The 15,281-nt window shown below is 58.5% G+C and carries 16 protein-coding genes; 12 read left to right on the top strand and 4 right to left on the bottom strand.

What is annotated here, in order from left to right; all coding sequences use genetic code 11:
• Positions 1 to 2 precede the first annotated feature (2 nt).
• From cysD to HF675_RS19450, 4 genes are all read left to right on the top strand, one after another.
• Positions 3 to 911, top strand: a complete 909-nt coding sequence (cysD, locus tag HF675_RS19465; RefSeq protein WP_105229823.1) for a sulfate adenylyltransferase subunit CysD — start codon at positions 3 to 5, stop codon at positions 909 to 911.
• 11 nt (positions 912 to 922) lie between these two features.
• Positions 923 to 2,350: a sulfate adenylyltransferase subunit CysN gene (gene cysN, locus HF675_RS19460; RefSeq protein WP_105229824.1), complete on the top strand. Its 1,428-nt coding sequence runs from the start codon at positions 923 to 925 to the stop codon at positions 2,348 to 2,350.
• A 2-nt stretch (positions 2,351 to 2,352) separates the two neighbouring features.
• Positions 2,353 to 2,982 (top strand): adenylyl-sulfate kinase, encoded by a 630-nt coding sequence (gene cysC, locus HF675_RS19455; RefSeq protein WP_105229825.1) that lies wholly within the window; start codon positions 2,353 to 2,355, stop codon positions 2,980 to 2,982.
• Positions 2,983 to 3,076: 94 nt separating this feature from the next.
• Positions 3,077 to 3,394, top strand: coding sequence for a DUF3561 family protein (locus HF675_RS19450; RefSeq protein WP_105229826.1), 318 nt, complete (start codon positions 3,077 to 3,079; stop codon positions 3,392 to 3,394).
• A gap of 51 nt (positions 3,395 to 3,445) precedes the next feature.
• Here the strand turns inward: HF675_RS19450 and HF675_RS19445 are convergent, their stop codons facing one another.
• The 3 genes from HF675_RS19445 to HF675_RS19435 all read right to left on the bottom strand — a co-directional run bounded on the left by HF675_RS19445 (position 3,446) and on the right by HF675_RS19435 (position 5,738).
• A complete protein-coding gene (locus tag HF675_RS19445) occupies positions 3,446 to 4,168 on the bottom strand; it encodes an amino acid ABC transporter ATP-binding protein (protein ID WP_111737705.1) in 723 nt (240 codons plus the stop codon).
• Positions 4,152 to 4,871 carry an amino acid ABC transporter permease gene (locus HF675_RS19440; RefSeq protein ID WP_187044772.1) on the bottom strand — a complete coding sequence of 240 codons (720 nt, stop codon included), beginning with the start codon at positions 4,869 to 4,871 and terminating at the stop codon, positions 4,152 to 4,154. The genes HF675_RS19445 and HF675_RS19440 overlap by 17 nt, the downstream gene beginning before the upstream one ends.
• 105 nt (positions 4,872 to 4,976) lie before the next feature.
• Positions 4,977 to 5,738: a basic amino acid ABC transporter substrate-binding protein gene (locus HF675_RS19435; RefSeq protein ID WP_105229828.1), complete on the bottom strand. Its 762-nt coding sequence runs from the start codon at positions 5,736 to 5,738 to the stop codon at positions 4,977 to 4,979.
• 402 nt (positions 5,739 to 6,140) lie between these two features.
• Between HF675_RS19435 and ftsB the strand changes: the two genes are divergently transcribed.
• The 8 genes from ftsB to rpoS all read left to right on the top strand — a co-directional run bounded on the left by ftsB (position 6,141) and on the right by rpoS (position 12,440).
• Complete coding sequence (ftsB, locus tag HF675_RS19430; RefSeq protein ID WP_105229829.1) at positions 6,141 to 6,458, top strand: cell division protein FtsB; 318 nt, start codon at positions 6,141 to 6,143, stop codon at positions 6,456 to 6,458.
• Between the two features lie 2 nt (positions 6,459 to 6,460).
• Complete coding sequence (ispD, locus tag HF675_RS19425; protein WP_105229830.1) at positions 6,461 to 7,168, top strand: 2-C-methyl-D-erythritol 4-phosphate cytidylyltransferase; 708 nt, start codon at positions 6,461 to 6,463, stop codon at positions 7,166 to 7,168.
• Positions 7,169 to 7,179: 11 nt separating this feature from the next.
• On the top strand, positions 7,180 to 7,653 hold the full coding sequence (gene ispF, locus HF675_RS19420) for a 2-C-methyl-D-erythritol 2,4-cyclodiphosphate synthase (protein ID WP_105229831.1): 474 nt from the start codon (positions 7,180 to 7,182) through the stop codon (positions 7,651 to 7,653).
• Between the two features lie 4 nt (positions 7,654 to 7,657).
• A complete protein-coding gene (truD, locus tag HF675_RS19415) occupies positions 7,658 to 8,704 on the top strand; it encodes a tRNA pseudouridine(13) synthase TruD (protein ID WP_105229832.1) in 1,047 nt (348 codons plus the stop codon).
• Positions 8,685 to 9,446, top strand: a complete 762-nt coding sequence (gene surE, locus HF675_RS19410; protein ID WP_105229833.1) for a 5'/3'-nucleotidase SurE — start codon at positions 8,685 to 8,687, stop codon at positions 9,444 to 9,446. The genes truD and surE overlap by 20 nt, the downstream gene beginning before the upstream one ends.
• Entirely contained in the window at positions 9,440 to 10,066 is a 627-nt protein-coding gene (locus HF675_RS19405) for a protein-L-isoaspartate(D-aspartate) O-methyltransferase (RefSeq protein ID WP_105229834.1), read from the top strand. Before surE ends, HF675_RS19405 begins: the two co-directional genes overlap by 7 nt.
• A 319-nt stretch (positions 10,067 to 10,385) precedes the next feature.
• Positions 10,386 to 11,387, top strand: coding sequence for a murein hydrolase activator NlpD (nlpD, locus tag HF675_RS19400; RefSeq protein ID WP_187043608.1), 1,002 nt, complete (start codon positions 10,386 to 10,388; stop codon positions 11,385 to 11,387).
• A 54-nt stretch (positions 11,388 to 11,441) separates the two neighbouring features.
• Positions 11,442 to 12,440 carry an RNA polymerase sigma factor RpoS gene (gene rpoS, locus HF675_RS19395; protein WP_105229836.1) on the top strand — a complete coding sequence of 333 codons (999 nt, stop codon included), beginning with the start codon at positions 11,442 to 11,444 and terminating at the stop codon, positions 12,438 to 12,440.
• Positions 12,441 to 12,513: 73 nt separating this feature from the next.
• Here rpoS and mutS read toward each other — a convergent pair whose 3' ends face one another.
• Entirely contained in the window at positions 12,514 to 15,066 is a 2,553-nt protein-coding gene (gene mutS / locus HF675_RS19390) for a DNA mismatch repair protein MutS (protein WP_111737704.1), read from the bottom strand.
• Between the last annotated feature and the right edge of the window lie 215 nt (positions 15,067 to 15,281).

The following is a 15,281-nucleotide window of genomic DNA, read 5'->3' as shown; positions in this document are numbered from 1 at the left end:
TTATGGACGAAAAACGACTCACTCACTTGCGGCAATTGGAGGCGGAGAGTATCCATATCATCCGTGAAGTTGCCGCTGAATTCAGCAACCCGGTGATGCTGTACTCCATCGGTAAAGACTCTTCGGTGATGCTGCATCTGGCGCGCAAGGCCTTCTATCCGGGCACCCTGCCGTTCCCGCTGCTGCATGTGGATACCGGCTGGAAATTCCAGGAGATGTATCAGTTCCGCGACCGCACGGCGAAAGAGTACGGTTTTGAGCTGCTGGTGCATAAAAACCCGGAAGGGGTGGCGATGGGGATTAACCCGTTCGAGCACGGCAGCGCCAAGCATACCGATATCATGAAAACCGAAGGCCTGAAGCAGGCGCTGAACAAGTACGGTTTTGACGCTGCCTTTGGCGGCGCGCGGCGCGATGAGGAAAAATCCCGCGCCAAAGAGCGTATTTACTCATTCCGCGACCGTTTCCACCGCTGGGATCCGAAGAACCAGCGTCCGGAGCTGTGGCACAACTACAACGGCCAGATTAACAAAGGGGAAAGCATCCGCGTATTCCCGCTGTCGAACTGGACCGAGCTGGACATCTGGCAGTACATCTTCCTGGAAAACATCGACATCGTGCCGCTGTATCTGGCGAAGCCGCGTCCGGTGCTGGAGCGTGACGGCATGCTGATGATGGTGGATGACGACCGTATCGATCTGCAGCCGGGCGAAGTGATCAGCCAGCGTATGGTGCGCTTCCGCACGCTGGGCTGCTGGCCGCTGACCGGCGCGGTGGAGTCCTCGGCGGAAACGCTGCCGGAAATCATCGAGGAGATGCTGGTCTCCACCACCAGCGAGCGTCAGGGCCGTATGATTGACCGCGATCAGTCCGGCTCGATGGAGCTGAAAAAGCGTCAAGGGTATTTCTAAGGAGCCGCCGGATGAATAACGTAATTGCACAACAAATCGCCGAGCAGGGCGGGGTGGAAGCCTATTTACACGCGCAGCAGCATAAGAGCCTGCTGCGTTTTCTGACCTGCGGCAGCGTCGATGACGGCAAAAGCACCCTGATTGGCCGCCTGCTGCACGATACCCGTCAGATTTATGAAGATCAGCTGTCTACGCTGCACACCGACAGCAAACGTCTGGGCACGCAGGGCGAAAAGCTCGACCTGGCGCTGCTGGTGGACGGCCTGCAGGCAGAACGCGAGCAGGGCATCACCATCGACGTGGCCTATCGCTACTTCTCCACCGAGAAGCGCAAATTTATCATCGCCGATACGCCGGGGCATGAGCAGTACACCCGTAATATGGCCACCGGCGCATCGACCTGCGATCTGGCGATTCTGCTGATTGATGCGCGTAAAGGCGTGCTGGACCAGACGCGCCGCCACAGCTTTATCGCCACGCTGCTTGGCATTCGTCACCTGGTGGTGGCGGTCAACAAAATGGATCTGGTGGATTACAGCGAGCAGGTGTTTGAGCAGTTCAAACAGGACTACCTGACCTTTGCCCAACAGCTGCCAAACGATCTCGATATCAAGTTTGTGCCGCTGTCGGCGCTGGACGGCGATAACGTTGCCGGCCAGAGCGCCAACATGCCATGGTACAGCGGCCCGACGCTGCTGGAAGTGTTGGAAAGTGTGGAGGTGATTGGCCGTTCGGAAGCCCAGCCGCTGCGTTTCCCGGTGCAGTACGTTAACCGCCCGAACCTGGATTTCCGCGGCTATGCCGGCACGTTGTCCGCCGGCAAGGCGCGCGTCGGGCAGCGGGTAAAAGTGCTGCCTTCCGGCGTGGAGTCCAGCATTGCGCGCATCGTCACCTTTGACGGCGACCTGCAGGAAGCGGTGCCGGGCGAGGCGGTGACGCTGGTGCTGCAGGATGAAGTGGATATCAGCCGTGGCGATCTGCTGGTGGCGGCCGATGATGACCTGCAGGCGGCGCAAAGCGCGCTGGTGGATGTGGTCTGGATGGCGGAACAGCCGCTGCAGCCGGGGCAGAGCTATGATATCAAGGTGGCCGGCAAGAAAACCCGCGCCCGGGTGGAGGCGATTCGCCATCAGGTAGAAATCAACTCGCTGGCGCAGTATCAGACCGACAGCCTGCCGCTGAACGGCATCGGCCTGGTGGCGCTGACCTTTGACGAACCGCTGGTGCTCGACAGCTACCAGAGCAACCCGGATACCGGCGGCATGATTATTATCGACCGTCTGAGCAACGTCACCGTCGGCGCTGGCCTGATCCGTGAGGCGCAGCAGGCAACCACGGCCGCCGCCGGCGAGTTCAGCGCGTTTGAGCTGGAGCTGAATGCGCTGGTGCGCAAGCACTTCCCGCACTGGGGCGCGCGCGACCTGCTCGGAGGCCGGTAAGCGTGGCCGAGCGTGAACAGCGGCCGACCGGGCCGGACGATGAAAACGTGGTGTGGCATCCGCATGCGGTAACGCGTGCGGACCGCGAAACGCGCAATGGCCATCGCGGCGTGGTGCTGTGGTTTACCGGGCTGTCCGGCTCGGGAAAATCCACCGTGGCCGGCGCGCTGGAGCAGGCGCTGCACGCGATGGGCGTGCGCACCTATCTGCTTGACGGCGATAACGTGCGCCACGGGCTATGCCGCGATCTGGGCTTTTCGGATGATGACCGTCGCGAGAACATTCGCCGGGTCGGCGAAGTGGCGAAGCTGATGGTGGATGCCGGCCTGGTGGTGCTGACCGCGTTTATTTCTCCGCACCGTGCTGAACGGCAAATGGTGCGTGACATGCTGGACGACGGCCAGTTTGTCGAGGTGTTTGTCGACACGCCGCTGGCCATCTGTGAAGCGCGCGATCCGAAGGGCTTATACAAAAAAGCCCGCGCCGGCGAGCTGCGCAATTTCACCGGCATCGACGCGGTTTATCAGGCGCCGGAGGCGGCAGATATCCACCTGAATGGCGAACAATTGGTAACAAATTTGGTTGCGCAATTGTTAGACGTGCTGCGTGGTCAGGCTATTATCAAACCCTGAGTTCCCAAAAAGCGTGTGGCGGTTATCTGCCATGCGCTTTTTACTCTGACACGCCGCAGAGCGTGCTGAGAGCGATGAATAACCAGGGATTACTATGCAAAATGTCTCGCCCGTCGTGATTGATTCAACATCAGAGAAAGAAGAACCTTCTTACTCGTTTCTCGGTGGCGTCAGCGGTTTCGTTTTCTATTGGCTGGCGTTTACGCTGCCGTTCTTGGTCTATGGCTCCAACACGCTGTTTTTCCTGCTGTATACCTGGCCTTTCTTCCTGGCTTTAATGCCGGTGTCGGTCCTGATCGGCATCACGCTCAGTATGCTGCTGCGCGGGCGTCTGATTTTGACGCTGCTGCTGACCGGCGTCGTGGTGCTTTGTCTGTTCTGGCTGGTGTTCAGTCTGTTGAGCGGTTGGTAACCAGCCGGGCGCGTAAGCGCGCGCCGACTGATTGCAAAGCCGTGCCGAAGGTTACAAAACTTTGCTTAAAAACGCCTGAGTACGCGGATTGGCCGGCTGGCCGAAAATCTGCTGCGGCGTCCCTTCCTCCTGAATGACGCCCTGATCGATAAACAGCACCCGATCCGCCACCTCGCGGGCAAACGCCATTTCGTGCGTCACTACCACCATGGTCATGCCTTCATGGGCCAGTGCCTTGATCACCGCCAGCACTTCGCCGACCAGCTCCGGGTCGAGCGCGGAGGTCGGCTCGTCGAACAGCATGACTTTCGGCTCCATGGCCAGCGCACGGGCAATCGCTACCCGCTGCTGCTGGCCGCCGGACAGGCTGCCGGGATAGGCGTCGATTTTATCCAGCAGACCGACCTTGCGCAGTAACGTTTCGGCCTGCCGCGTGGCGTCGGCGCGGGAGAGTTGTTTCACGTCCATCGGCGCCATAATAATATTTTCCAGCACGGTCATATGCGGGAACAGGTTAAAGCGTTGGAATACCATGCCGACGCTGGCGCGCATTTTATTGAGATCGGTCTTCCGATCGTGAATCGCGAAGCCGTTAACCTCGATTTCGCCGCCGGACAGGCTTTCCAGCGCGTTTAGGCAGCGCAGGAAGGTGCTTTTGCCGGAGCCGGACGGGCCGATGACGCACACCACTTCGTTGGCGGCAATCTGGCAGTCAATGCCGCGCAGCACATGGGTGGCGCCAAACTGTTTTTGCAGATTATGTACGCGAATCACTTTTCCCGAACCTCTTTTCCATATGCTGCACCATCAGCGACAGCAAGAAAGTGATGACCCAATAGACCAGCGAGATGGTCAGATAGGGTTCCCAGTAGGTGGCGTAGGCGCCGGATACGGTGCGCGCCGCGTAGGCCAGATCGGCCAGGCCGATGGCAGAGGCCAGCGAGGAATCCTTCACGATGGCGATGGCGTTATTGCCCAGCGGCGGCAGCATGCGGCGAAACGCCTGCGGCAAAATGACTTTGCGCATGGTCTTGCCGTAGCTCATGCCGAGCGAGCGCGAGGCCTCCATTTGCCCACGGTCGATAGACTGGATCCCGGCGCGGAAAATTTCGGACACATAGGCGCCGGCGTTAAGCGTAATCGCTACCACGCAGGACAGGAAAGCGCCGTAATCGGCGCGCAGTTCGCGGGCGAAATCGCTGCTCATAATGCCGCCGGCGATCAGCAGGCCGTCGCGCGGGTTGATAAACAGCGGCACTAGGGCGAAGTGCACCACCATGATCTGCACGAACAGCGGCGTGCCGCGGAAGGCGCTGATATAGATGCGCACCGGCCATTGAACGCCGTAGTGCAAAATAGGTTTCCAGACGCCGTGCGGCGCCTGCGCCAGCCGGCCTAAACCGAGTATCAGGCCCCAGGTGGTGCCCAGCAGGACGCAGATAATGGTGCATTTGATGGTCATCCAGGTGCCTTCCATAAACAGCGGGGCGTACTCCTGGATGATCTCCCAGCGGAAGTTCACGGTAAGTTCCTTATTGGCAGTTGCAGGGCCGGACGTATCCGGCCCGTATCGGCGCGTGGATTATTGGGCCGGCAGCGTGGGGACGTTGTTGTCAAACCAGGTCTGGTAGATTTTGGCGTAGGTGCCGTCGGCGATGATTTTCTTCAGGCCGGCGTTGATCTTGTCGCGCAGTTCATCGTTGCCTTTGGCGACGGCGATGCCGAAATACTGCCGTTCAAACTTGGCGTCGGACACCAGCTTGAACTGCTTTTCCGGATGCGTCTTGATATAGAACTTGGCGACGCCGACGTCGCCGACTGCCGCGCCGATGCCGTCTTCATACAGCTCTTGCAGCATCAGCGGCGTATTGTCGAAGCGTTTGATGGCGGTGCTGTTTTTCCCCAGCACGTCGGATACCACGATATCGCCGGTGCTGGAGTTGACTACGCCGACCTTCAGCGCCTTCAGCGCGGCGATGGCGTCGACCGTCGAATCCTTCGGCACCACGATCGCCTGCTCCGCCGGGAAGTACGGCGCGGAGAATTCCACCATCTGCTTGCGTTTATCGGTAATGGTAATGCCGGAGATAATGATGTCACGATCGCCGGAGTTCAGCGTGGCGAAGATGCCTTCCCACGGCGTATTGACCAGCTTGATCTTGAAGCCCTCGGCATCGGCGACGGCTTTAATAATATCAATATCAAAGCCTTCCAGCTGTTTATTGCTGTTTTCGAACTCGAACGGACGGTAGGTGCCGCCGGAGCCGACCACATAGGTCGTCTCAGCAGCGGCGGAAAAGCTGGCGGTCAGGCAGGCTGCTATCAGCAGCAGGTGTTTTAACATGGCGAGTCCCCGGAAGTTATGGTTGTCTTTGTTGGTGTTTATTCATATTTGATGCATAAAAATAATAACGCGTGGGTAAAATTACAACTAAGCCGGTAGGTTTTGTTGTTTTACGGTGTTAAATATTCATTTTCCTCCGTCGGCTGGTTGAAACCTTGGCGGCGTTGCCGGTAAGCCAGTGTTATTCGCTGTATAAAATATGAACCATGAGCGCTCGGTCATTGGGCGTTCGTCTGGTTTTTTCCGGCTGTGAGGGTTTTTTTGCCGCTTTCAACGCGTTTTTAGGTTATAAACGCACATAAGTTCTCATCCGTATTCTTAAACTGGCGGCGAATTGCCGCTCTCAGTGTGGAGTCCAACGAAAAGTTGTGGGATGATTAGGCAGTTTTTCAGGGGGCGGGGATGGGAAAACTTACGCTACTATTGTTGGCATTGCTTGGTTGGTTGCAGTATTCGCTGTGGCTGGGCAAGAATGGGGTTCACGATTACGTGCGGGTCAATGACGATGTTGCAGTCCAGCAGGGCAGCAACGCCAAGTTGAAGGCGCGTAACGATCAACTGTTCGCCGAAATCGACGATCTTAACGGTGGTCAGGAAGCGATTGAAGAGCGCGCGCGTAACGAGCTGGGCATGATCAAGCCCGGAGAAACTTTCTATCGTCTGGTTCCTGACCAATCCAGACGCGGCGTGACGCCTTCCTCGCAAAACAACGTAAAATAAACATGAATCACTCCGCAGGCTCCTTGCCGCAGGTGGTTGCCGTACTGCCGGCGGCAGGCATCGGCAGCCGTATGCAAACAGATTGCCCAAAGCAGTACCTCACCATCGGCAACCAAACTATCCTTGAACATGCGATCCACGCTTTGCTGCGTCATCCGCGTGTCCGTCAGGCGATCGTCGCCATCGGCCCGGACGATGGCCACTTTGCCCGTTTACCGATTGCCCGCGATCCGCGGGTGGTGGTGACGGTCGGCGGCCAGCAGCGCGCCGATTCGGTGATGGCCGGCCTGCAGCTGGCGGGCGACGCCGAATGGGTGCTGGTGCACGACGCCGCGCGTCCGTGTCTGCATGCTGACGATCTTGAGCGTCTGCTGGCGATTACCGAACACAGTAAAGTGGGTGGCATTCTTGCCGCGCCGGTGCGCGACACCATGAAACGTGCGGAAAGCGGGGTTGCGGCCATCGCCCATACGGTGGAGCGCCAGGACTTATGGCACGCGCTGACGCCGCAGCTCTTCCCGCAGGCGCTGTTGAAACAGTGCCTGCAGCGGGCGATGGATGAAGGGGCGAACGTTACCGATGAAGCCTCGGCGCTGGAGCATTGCGGCTACCATCCGCTGCTGGTGGCGGGACGCGCCGATAATATTAAAGTGACGCGGCCGGAAGATTTACGGCTGGCGGCGTTTTATTTAACCCAGTTGAACCAATAGGAGCAGGCTCGATGCGAATCGGTCACGGTTTTGATGTACATAAATTCGGCGGCGAAGGCCCGCTGGTGATCGGTGGCGTCCGCATTCCTTACGAACAAGGTTTGCTGGCCCATTCCGACGGTGATGTGGCGCTGCACGCCGCTACCGACGCGCTGCTGGGCGCCGCTGCGCTGGGCGATATCGGCAAGCTGTTCCCGGATACCGACCCGACCTTTAAAGGCGCCGACAGCCGCGAACTGCTGCGTGAGGCCTGGCGCCGTATCCGCGCCAAAGGCTACCGTCTGGGCAACCTGGACGTCACGATTATCGCTCAGGCGCCGAAAATGGCGCCGCATATTCCGCAGATGCGCGTTTTTCTGGCGGAAGATCTGCAGTGTCATATGGATGATGTCAACGTTAAGGCGACCACTACGGAAAAATTGGGTTTCACCGGCCGTGGCGAAGGGATTGCCTGCGAAGCGGTTGCCTTGTTAATCAAGGAGTAAGCCGATGGATATGGCAAACCTGACCTGGTTGCACGGTCAGCCGTCGTCCAGCGGCGTACTGAAGGCCAACCCGGAAGATTTCGTGGTGGTGGAAGACCTGGGCTTTACGCCGGACGGTGAGGGCGAGCATCTGCTGGTCAATATCCGCAAAAACGGCTGCAATACGCAGTTTGTCGCCGACTATCTGGCGCGTTTTGCCGGCGTTCACGGACGCGCGGTCAGCTATGCCGGCCTGAAAGACCGCCACGCGGTGACCGAGCAGTGGTTCTGCCTGCACCTGCCGGGCAAGGAAACGCCCGATCTCGCCCGTTTTGAGCTGGAAGGCTGCGAAGTGCTCGCCGCCGCTCGTCATCGCCGTAAACTGCGCATTGGCACGCTGAAAGGCAACGGTTTTACGCTGGTGCTGCGCCATATCAGCGATCGTGACGACGTAGAGCGTCGTCTGCAGGCGATTGCCGCAGACGGCGTGCCGAACTATTTCGGCAGCCAGCGCTTTGGCCACGGCGGTAATAATCTGACGATGGCGCGCCGCTGGGCCAATGACGAGATCCGCGTTAAAGAACGCAACAAGCGCAGCTTTTACCTTTCCGCCAGCCGCAGCGCCCTGTTTAATCTGGTGACGTCGACGCGGCTGGCCAATCAGCAGCAGCGCAGCGTGCTGGAAGGTGATGCGTTGCAACTGAGCGGACGCGGCAGCTGGTTTGTCGCCAAGGCGGATGAGCTGGAGAATGTGCAGCAGCGTGTGAATGACGGTGAACTGCTGATTACCGCGCCGCTGCCGGGAGATGGCGAGCCCGGCACCGCCGGCGCCGCGCTGGATTTTGAACAACAGTGCTTGGCGCAGCAGCCACAATTGCTTAGTCTCTTAAAGCGTGAGCGCGTAGACCCTGCCAGACGCGCTTTGCTGTTGCAGCCGCAGAATATGCAATGGAACTGGTGGGATGATGTCACCGTTGAACTGCGTTTTTGGCTGCCGGCCGGCAGTTTCGCCACCAGCGTAGTTCGCGAGATTATGCAGCAGGATAACCGTGATGCGGATATTACTGAGTAACGATGACGGCGTCAGCGCGCCGGGCATTCAGGTGCTGGCCGCGGCGTTGCGTGAGTTTGCCGAAGTGATGGTTGTCGCCCCCGATCGAAATCGCAGCGGCGCGTCCAATGCGTTGACGCTGGAAGCGCCTCTGCGTACCCAAACGTTGCCCAACGGCGATATCGCCGTATTGCAGGGCACTCCGACTGACTGCGTGTATCTGGGCGTGAACGCCCTGATGCGTCCGGCGCCGGATATTGTGGTTTCCGGCATTAACGCCGGCCCTAACCTGGGCGACGATGTGATCTATTCCGGCACCGTGGCGGCAGCAATGGAAGGGCGGCATTTAGGCCTGCCGGCGTTGGCGGTGTCGCTGAATGGCCACCGGCATTATGACACCGCAGCAGCCGTAACCTGCCGTCTGTTGCGTGCGTTGCTGCGTGAACCGCTGCGCACCGGAAAGATTCTCAACGTCAACGTGCCGGACGTGCCGCTGGCAGAAATCAAAGGGGTTCGCGTGACCCGCTGCGGCAGCCGCCATCCGGCGGAGCAGGTGTTTTGTCAGCAGGATCCGCGCGGTCGGGATCTCTACTGGATTGGGCCGCCGGGCGATAAATTTGATGCCGGGCCGGATACGGATTTTGCTGCCGTTGAGCAGGGCTATGTTGCGGTAACGCCGTTACAGGTGGATTTAACCGCGTATGCCGCCCAGGATGTGGTAAAAACATGGTTAACCAAAGCCGAGGTCAGCGGGGAATGGTGAGTAAGTCAATGCAAACATTGCTGGCTCAGCTGCGTCAGCAGGGGATCCAGGACGAACGACTGTTGCAGGCCATGGCGGCCGTGCCGCGTGAGCGCTTTGTCGATGAAGCGCTCCAGCATAAAGCCTATGAAAATACCGCGTTGCCGATAGGGTCGGGGCAGACTATCTCCCAGCCGTATACGGTGGCGCGTATGACCGAACTGCTGAACCTGACGCCGACGTCGCGCGTGCTGGAAATCGGCACCGGTTCCGGTTACCAGACGGCTATCCTGGCGCATCTGGTCCAGCATGTGTGCTCCGTTGAGCGCATCAAAGGGTTGCAGTGGCAGGCCAAGCGCCGCCTGAAGCAGCTCGATCTGCATAATGTTTCCACCCGCCACGGCGACGGCTGGCAAGGCTGGGCCTCGCGCGGGCCGTTTGACGCCATTATCGTCACGGCTGCGCCGCCGGAAATCCCGCAGGAGCTGATGGCACAGCTGGACGAGGGCGGCATTATGGTGCTGCCGGTGGGAGAACAGTCACAAATACTCAAGCGTATTCAACGTCGCGGTGGCGAATTTGTTATTGATGCGGTGGAGGCGGTGCGTTTTGTCCCGTTGGTAAAAGGCGAGCTGGCCTAACCGGCTGTCTGTTTTATCGGCTAAACGCAAAATCTGTTGCACTTTCATACGTCAGGAGCGGTTTTTAACGTTCCAATAAGACTAATTTCCAATACAATTGCCTTTCTGCGGCGTTATCTGATAGCGCGGACGCGTTGAGGCCGCTACATTGACAACGAATTTTTGGCTCTCTGACGGGAGATGGCCTGGTATTCAGGCATCGGTCAGGGGAACCTCTTCAGGTAGAAACTGAGAAAAGACTTAAAGCTCAGCTACGCTGTATAGGATATTTTTTGGCTATAGATGCTGTAATGGGGGAAGCATGAGCACGGGAAGCCCAATGATTACTTTTCGCCGGGTTGCGGTGTGTACGATGATCGGTGTGTGGTTGGCGGGTTGTACGAACAGCGGTTCGTCTTCTGCTCCTATCAGCAGCGTCAACGGCGGTGGCGGTAGCCCGATGACGGCTGGCAGCGTTGCAGCTCCGTCTGCGCAGGCCACGCCGCAAGAGCGTATCGTTTATAATCGCAGTTATGACTCAATTCAAAAGGGCAGCTACAACGGCAGCACCTATACGGTAAAGCGCGGCGACACGCTGTTCTATATCGCCTGGATCACCGGCAATGATTTCCGTGATCTGGCGCAGCGCAACAATATCCCTGAACCCTATAGCCTGAATGTTGGCCAAACCATTCAACTTGGTAATGGTTCTGCCAATGCCGGCGGCGGCGTAGTAGCGGCCACGGACGCTACCGGTGGCGGTATTCCTAAACCACCATCCAGCAGTCAGATCCAAACGGCAACGGTTGATTCTCAACCAACTAACGCGTATTCTGACAATTCGGGTAAACAGAATGTAGGTAAGATGTTACCTGCAGCAGGAGCCGCCGCGGCGGGAAGCGCCACTGCTCCTGTTACCGCGCCAGTTGCTACGCCTCCGGCGAGCAGCGCCGCCAGTAATAATTCGCCGGTCAGTACCTGGCGTTGGCCGACTGACGGTAAGGTTATTGATAACTTTTCCTCATCAGACGGTGGGAATAAAGGGGTCGATATCGCTGGCACTCGTGGGCAAGCCATTTTTGCGACCGCTGATGGTCGCGTTGTGTACGCCGGCAATGCTTTACGAGGTTACGGTAATCTAATCATCATCAAACATAATGATGATTACCTGAGCGCCTACGCTCATAACGACACAATGCTGGTCCGGGAACAACAAGAAGTGAAGGCGGGTCAAAAAATAGCCACCATGGGTAGCACCGGAACCAGTTCAGTACGTTTGCATTTTGAAATTCGTTACAAGGGGAAATCCGTAAACCCGCTGCGTTATCTTCCGCAGCGATAGATTGGGCAGAATATGCTGATATTCTGCTCGCGGTATCACGGGTAGGAGCAGCTTATGAGCCACAATACGCTGAAAGTTAACGAGTTACAGACTGATGCAGATTTCGACGAGAATGGAGTTGAGGCGGAATCATTTGATGAAAAAGCGCTGGCAGAAACCGAGGCCAGCGAGAATGATTTAGCTGAAGAAGAGCTGCTGTCCCAAGGGGTAACCCAGCGTGTGTTAGACGCAACGCAGCTCTATCTCGGAGAAATTGGCTATTCGCCTCTGCTGACCGCAGAGGAGGAAGTTTATTTTGCGCGGCGGGCGCTACGTGGTGACGTGCCGTCCCGCCGTCGTATGATCGAAAGTAACCTGCGTCTGGTGGTGAAAATCGCCCGTCGCTACAGCAACCGCGGCCTGGCGCTGCTGGATCTGATTGAAGAAGGTAACTTGGGTCTGATCCGCGCGGTTGAAAAGTTCGACCCGGAACGCGGTTTCCGCTTCTCCACCTATGCCACCTGGTGGATCCGGCAGACCATTGAGCGGGCGATCATGAACCAAACCCGTACCATTCGCTTGCCCATCCATATCGTTAAAGAACTTAACGTCTACCTGCGCACCGCGCGCGAGCTTTCACATAAACTGGATCATGAGCCGAGTGCTGAAGAGATTGCCGAGCAGCTCGACAGACCTGTGGATGATGTGAGCCGCATGCTGCGTCTGAACGAGCGCATTACTTCGGTTGATACACCGCTGGGTGGGGACTCGGAGAAGGCGCTGCTGGATATTCTGGCTGATGAAAAGGACAACGGACCGGAAGACACCACGCAAGACGATGATATGAAGCAGAGTATCGTCAAATGGCTGTTCGAACTGAACGCCAAACAGCGTGAAGTGTTGGCACGGCGTTTCGGCCTGTTGGGCTATGAAGCGGCGACGTTGGAAGACGTTGGCCGTGAGATTGGCCTGACGCGTGAGCGCGTTCGTCAGATTCAGGTGGAAGGGTTGCGTCGCCTGCGTGAAATCCTGCAGACGCAGGGACTGAGCATTGAGGCGCTGTTCCGCGAGTAGCGTCGGTTGCCTGATGAATGAAATAAAAACGGTGAGCCTGCGCTCACCGTTTTTTTATGGCTACAAAAGCGGATTAGACCAGGCTTTTCAGGCGATAAATCCATTCCAGCGCCTGACGCGGGCTCAGCGAATCCGGATCCAGCGTTTCCAGCGCTTCAACCGCCGGCGAAGTTTCTTCAGTCAGCAGCGTCATCTGGGTGGCGTCTACCGTACCGACGGCGGTGTGGTTGGAGAGTGTTTCCAGCTCGCGCAATTTCTGCCGTGCGCGTTTGATAACGTCGCGCGGCACGCCGGCCAGCGCGGCTACCGCCAGCCCGTAACTCTTGCTGGCGGCACCGTCCTGTACGCTGTGCATAAAGGCGATGGTGTCACCGTGCTCCAGCGCATCCAGGTGCACGTTGACGACGCCTTCCATTTTCTCCGGCAGGGTAGTCAGCTCGAAGTAGTGGGTGGCGAACAGCGTCATCGCCTTGATGCGGTTAGCCAGGTTTTCGGCACAGGCCCAGGCCAGCGACAGGCCGTCGTAGGTTGAGGTGCCGCGGCCGATTTCATCCATCAACACCAAGCTGTGCTCGGTGGCATTGTGCAGAATATTGGCGGTTTCGGTCATCTCCACCATAAAGGTGGAGCGGCCGGAGGCCAGATCGTCCGCCGCGCCGACGCGGGTAAAGATACGGTCGACCGGGCCGATGCTGGCTTTGGCGGCCGGCACGTAGCTGCCGATATGCGCCATCAGCACGATCAGCGCCGTTTGCCGCATATAGGTACTTTTACCGCCCATGTTAGGGCCGGTAATGATCAACATGCGACGTTGCGGCGACAGCGCAACCGGGTTGGCAATAAACGGCTCGCTCAACACCTGTTCCACTACCGGGTGGCGGCCTTCGGTAATGCGAATGCCTGGCTGATCGCTCATGGTCGGGCAGGCATAGTTGAGCGTTTCCGCCCGCTCCGCGAGGTTGCCGAGCACGTCGAGCTCAGCCAGCGCGCTGGCGCTTTGCTGCAGTTCGCCCAGATGCGGCAGCAGCAGGTCGAACAGTTCGTCATACAGCGCCTTTTCAATGGCCAGCGCCTTGCCTTTGGAGGTGAGAACCTTGTCCTCATACTCCTTCAGTTCGGGAATGATATAACGTTCGGCGTTTTTCAGCGTTTGGCGGCGCACGTAATGAATCGGCACCAGATGGCTTTGGGCGCGGCTGACCTGAATATAGTAGCCATGTACGCCGTTGAAGCCGACCTTCAGCGTATCCAGGCCCAGCTTTTCACGCTCGCGGACTTCCAGACGATCGAGGTAGTCGCTGGCGCCGTCTGCCAGCGCGCGCCACTCGTCCAGCTCGTCATTATAGCCGGTGGCGATGACGCCGCCGTCGCGCACCAGCACCGGCGGCGCTTCAACCACGGCGCGCTCCAGCAGGTCCTGCAGCTCATCGAACTGGCCGACCTGTGCCAGCAGTTGCTGCACGTGCGACGCCTCAACGTCCTGCAGCAGCGCGCGAATCTCCGGCAGTTGCTGGAAGGCGTGGCGCATGCGCGCCAGATCGCGCGGGCGCGCGGTCCGCAGCGCCAGACGCGCCAGAATACGCTCCAAATCGCCCACCTGACGCAGCGGAGGCTGCAGATCGGCAGTCAGATCCTGTAATGCGCCAATTGCCTGTTGACGGTTGTTCAGCACTTTGACGTCGCGGGTCGGCATATGCAGCCAGCGCTTCAGCATCCGGCTGCCCATCGGCGTGACGGTGCGATCGAGGATCGCCGCCAGCGTATTTTCGCTGCCGCCGGACAGGCTTTGGGTGATCTCCAGATTACGCCGGGTGGCGGCATCCATAATGATGCCGTCCTGCTGGCGCTCCATGGTGATGCCGCGGATGTGCGGCAGCGCGGTACGCTGGGTGTCTTTGACGTACTGCAGCAGACAGCCGGCGGCGCGCAGCGCCTGCTGCGACTGTTCTACGCCGAAGCCGGTCAGATCGCGGGTGCCGAACTGCAGGTTCAACTGCTGACGCGCGGTGTCCAGCTCAAACTCCCACAGCGGGCGACGGCGCAGGCCATGGCGCTGTTCGATCAGCGCCATTTGCTCGAAGCTTTCCGGGTACAGCAGCTCGGCCGGGTTGGTGCGCTGCAGTTCGGCCGCCATGGTTTCCACATCTTCCGGCTCGGCGACGCGGAAACGGCCGGAGCTGATGTCCAGCGTTGCGTAGCCGAAGCCGCGCGCGTCCTGCCAGATGGCGGCCAGCAGGTTGTCCTGCCGCTCCTGTAGCAGCGCTTCGTCGCTGACGGTGCCGGGCGTGACGATGCGCACTACTTTACGTTCCACCGGGCCTTTGCTGGCGGCGGGATCGCCAACCTGCTCACAGATGGCGACGGATTCGCCCAACTGCACCAGCTTGGCTAAATAGTTTTCTACCGCATGGTGCGGCACGCCGGCCATCGGGATCGGTTCGCCCGCCGAGGCGCCGCGTTTGGTCAGGGAGATATCCAGCAGCTGCGAGGCGCGCTTGGCATCGTCATAAAACAGCTCGTAGAAGTCACCCATCCGATAAAACAGCAGAATTTCAGGATGCTGCGCCTTTAAGCGCAGATACTGCTGCATCATCGGCGTGTGTTCGACGTATTCTTTTTTTTCCATAATTTTCACTGCGTTATGTTCTGATTATGCGTCATGAGCATGATGCTTACCGTAGCCACGTTGATGCGTCCTGCAAAAAGGCCAAATGCCGGCTGCTCTGTTAGAGTGAAGATGTTAACAGGTGATACCTCAGTTTCAAACGCATCTGCAAGCGCCGGCGTTTTTTTCCTTAACTTCTGCTAAATTGTTCGCATTACTGGTTGGCGGTAGCGAAA

Source organism: Serratia sp. JUb9 (genome assembly GCF_014298095.1).
Taxonomy (GTDB): domain Bacteria; phylum Pseudomonadota; class Gammaproteobacteria; order Enterobacterales; family Enterobacteriaceae; genus Serratia_B; species Serratia_B rhizosphaerae.
The sequence above is the reverse complement of the archived record's forward strand: the minus strand, read 5'-3'. Positions and strand labels throughout refer to the sequence as shown.